The 3,402-nt window shown below is 65.2% G+C and carries 2 protein-coding genes and 1 pseudogene; 2 read left to right on the forward strand and 1 reads right to left on the reverse strand.

All coding sequences use genetic code 11. The features are described 5' to 3' along the window. Positions 1-1,110 (reverse strand): DEAD/DEAH box helicase (locus EN994_RS23480; protein WP_127307836.1); only part of this gene is annotated, 1,110 nt, incomplete at its 3' end. 92 nt (positions 1,111-1,202) lie between these two features. Between EN994_RS23480 and EN994_RS23485 the strand changes: the two genes are divergently transcribed. Further along, positions 1,203-1,490 (forward strand): succinate dehydrogenase assembly factor 2, encoded by a 288-nt coding sequence (locus tag EN994_RS23485; protein WP_013531907.1) that lies wholly within the window; start codon positions 1,203-1,205, stop codon positions 1,488-1,490. Between the two features lie 73 nt (positions 1,491-1,563). Further along, positions 1,564-3,357, forward strand: a pseudogene (locus tag EN994_RS23490) (CarD family transcriptional regulator); the annotation flags it as partial. Between the last annotated feature and the right edge of the window lie 45 nt (positions 3,358-3,402).

Consider the following 3,402-nt stretch of genomic DNA (forward strand, 5'->3'; position numbering starts at 1 on the left):
CAGCGTATCCGCGCGTTCGCGGCCCTTCTCGCGACCGGTGAGGATGGCGATGCGAAGCCCTACCTTGGCGGCAAGCGGCGTGATGGTCGCAAGATGCTGGCGCGCCAGGATTTCGGTCGGTGCCATCAAGGCTGCCTGGCCGCCGGCCTCGACGGCACGCGCCATGGCCAGCAGCGCGACGACAGTCTTGCCGGAACCGACATCGCCCTGCAGAAGCCGCAGCATGCGCTCTGGGTCGGCGAGGTCGGCATTGATTTCGGCCAGCGCAAACTCCTGGCTTGATGTCAGCGAATAGGACAGTGCGGCCCGCAGTTTTTCGACGATGCGGCCGTCGCCGACCAGGGGTCGCCCGGACAGCCTGCGGACTTTCGCTCGCACCAGCGCCAGCGAGACCTGGCCCGCCAGCAACTCGTCATAGGCGAGCCGCCGCCAGGCGGCACCATCGATGGAGACGTCAATCGGGTCGGCCGGATTGTGGATGCGGGCAAGCGCATCGCCAAAGGCCGCAAAGGTGTGCCGCCGCATGAAGGCGCCGTCCTGCCATTCGGGAAATTCAGGCACGCGCGTCAGCGCCTGGCCGATCGCCCGGCGCAGCACCTTGCCCGAGAGCCCGGCTGTCAGAGGATAGACCGGTTCGACCAGCGGCAGGTTTTCCGCTTCGCTGGCCAGCGCAATATGGTCGGGGTGGACCATGCTCGGGCGGCCGTTGAACCATTCCATGCGGCCCGAGACCACGACATGCTCGCCCTCGGGCATCGCCTTTTCGAGATAGGAGGCGTGAGCATGGAAGAAGGTCAGCGCGATCTCTCCGGTATCGTCATGGGCGAAGACCCGGTAGGGCACCGACCTGTTGCCACGCGGTGGCGGCTGGTGGCGGTCGATGCGCACATCGAGCGTGACGATCTGGCCTTCCGCGGATCCCGCGATACCAGGCCGACTGCGCCGGTCGATGACGGTGTGCGGCAGCACGAACAGAAGATCGCCGGCACGCGCCGCGCGGTCGCCGAGATCGGCCGGAACAACCTTCTCGATCAGCGCGCCGACTTTCGGTCCGACGCCTGCAAGCGACGTAATCGGGACAAACAAGGGATCGAGGATGGTCGGGCGCATGATGTCAGCTTATGTTGCGACGGCGGCAGCGCAAGGCTGACAGCCCCTTCTATCCACGCTATATGCGCCGCAGCAAGCAAGGATGCGGTACGATGACCGGAACGACGAGATCAAGCGAGGGGCTGGACGTGCGCCGCCGCAAGCTTCTGTTTCGCTCCTGGCATCGCGGCATGCGCGAGATGGACCTGATCCTCGGCACTTTCGCCGACGCTGAGATCGGCGTCTTGACCAACGAGGAAATCGACCAATATGAGAGGCTCCTCGACATTCCCGATACCGAATTCCTGCCCATGGTCACCGGCGAACGCCCGGTTCCGGCCGATATCGATTGTGCCGTCCTGCGAAAGATCCTGGCTTTCCGCCGCTCTCTGACATTCTGAACACAAGCAATTCCAGGAAAAGTAACGAAGCGGTTTTCCGTTCGGAATTGCGATGAAACAAGACCGTGATTTCATGAGCCTCATTCCCACCATCGGTCTGCCGAAAGGCCGCGCCGGTCAGTTCATCGTCGATGGCGTCGCCGACGGCTACGAAGCCTTTGCGCTGGTGCAGGCGGCGCTCGAGATCGCGCCCGACAAGCCGGTTCTGTTCGTCGCGCGCGACGGTCAGCGCCTGCCGGCGATCATCGAGGCATTGTCCTTCGCGGCCCCCGGCCTGCCGGTGCTGGAACTGCCGGCCTGGGATTGCTTGCCCTACGACCGCGTCTCGCCCGGCTCCGATGCGGCCGCCAAGCGCCTCGATGCGCTGACCGCCATGATCGCTCTGGCGAAGAAGCCGCACCGCGCCGTCATCCTCACCACCGCCAATGCGCTGCTGCAGCGCATTCCGCCGTCCGAGTTGGTCGAGGCGCAGACTTTTCATGCCAGGCCCGGCAACCAGATCGACATGAACGCACTGGTCTCGCGGCTGGAAACGTCCGGTTTCGAGCGTGTGCCGACAGTGCGCGGCATCGGCGAGTTCGCGGTGCGCGGCGGCATTCTCGACCTGTTCGCCCCCGGCTGGACCGAGGCGCTCAGGCTCGATTTCTTCGGCGACACGCTGGAATCGATCCGTGTGTTCGACGCCGCCACGCAGCGCACCACCGGTCAACGCAAGTCGATGGCGCTGCAAGCGATGAGCGAAGTGGCGCTGACGCCGGAAACCATCAGCCGCTTCCGCCGCTCCTATATCGAAGCCTTCGGCGCACCGCAGCGCGACGACGGGCTCTATGCGGCGGTCAGCGAAGGGCGTCGCTTCGCTGGCATGGAGCACTGGCTGCCGTTCTTTTACGAACGGCTGGAGACGGTGTTCGACTATCTGCCTGACACGCCCGTCATCTTCGACCATCTGGCGCATGAGGCGCTGGCCGAGCGCCACACGCTGATCCTCGATCACTACGAGGCGCGCAGGAAGCAGGCCGATGGCGCGCTGAAGGATGCGGTGCCCTATAAGCCAGTCGCGCCGGACCTGCTCTATCTCTCCCCGGAAAACCTGATCACCTCGCTCGGGCCGCGCGAAGCGATCGACTTTACGCCATTCGACGCGCCCGACATTGGCGCCAAGAAGGTCTATCACGCCGGTTCGCGCCACGGCCGCAGCTTCGTCGAGGAGCGCGCCGATCCGAACGCCAACGTGTTCGATGTCGTCGTCAAACACATCGCCGATGAGCGCGCGGCGCGCCGCCGCGTCGTCATCGCCGGCTGGACCGAAGGCTCGCTCGACCGGCTTGGCCAGATCCTCGCCGAACACCATCTCGGCAACCTCAAGCAGGTCGTGACGCTGGCGGAAGCCGAAAAGCTCGAGCCGGGGCAGGCGGCCCTGGCCGTGCTGCCGCTCGAATCCGGCTTCGAGACCGAAAAACTGGTCGTCGTCGCCGAACAGGACATTTTGGGCGACCGGCTGATCCGGCGCTCGAAACGCAAGAAACGTCCCTCGGATTTCATTGCCGAGGCCTCGGCGCTGTCGGCCGGCGACATTGTCGTCCATGCCGACCACGGCATTGGCCGTTTCATTGGCCTGCGCACCATCGAAGCGGTCGGCGCGCCGCATGACTGCCTGGAAATCCACTATGCCGGCGACGACCGGCTGTTCCTGCCGGTGGAAAACATCGAACTCCTGTCGCGCTACGGTTCTGACACGGCCGAGGCGACGCTGGACAAGCTTGGCGGCGGCGCCTGGCAGTCGCGCAAAGCGCGGCTGAGGAAGCGCCTGCTCGACATGGCCGGTCAGTTGATCCGCATCGCCGCCGAGCGGCAGATGCGCTCTGCGGCGATGCGGATCAACTGACCGGCCATGTCGAGCAGGCGCTTCCTC

Source organism: Mesorhizobium sp. M7A.F.Ca.CA.002.09.1.1, from assembly GCF_003998555.1.
Classification (GTDB): domain Bacteria; phylum Pseudomonadota; class Alphaproteobacteria; order Rhizobiales; family Rhizobiaceae; genus Mesorhizobium; species Mesorhizobium ciceri.

Excerpts from the sequence above, each read along its gene's own strand:
- EN994_RS23485 (WP_013531907.1), top strand. The coding sequence starts at position 1,203 with ATGACCGGAACGACGAGATCAAGCGAGGGGCTGGACGTGCGCCGCCGC.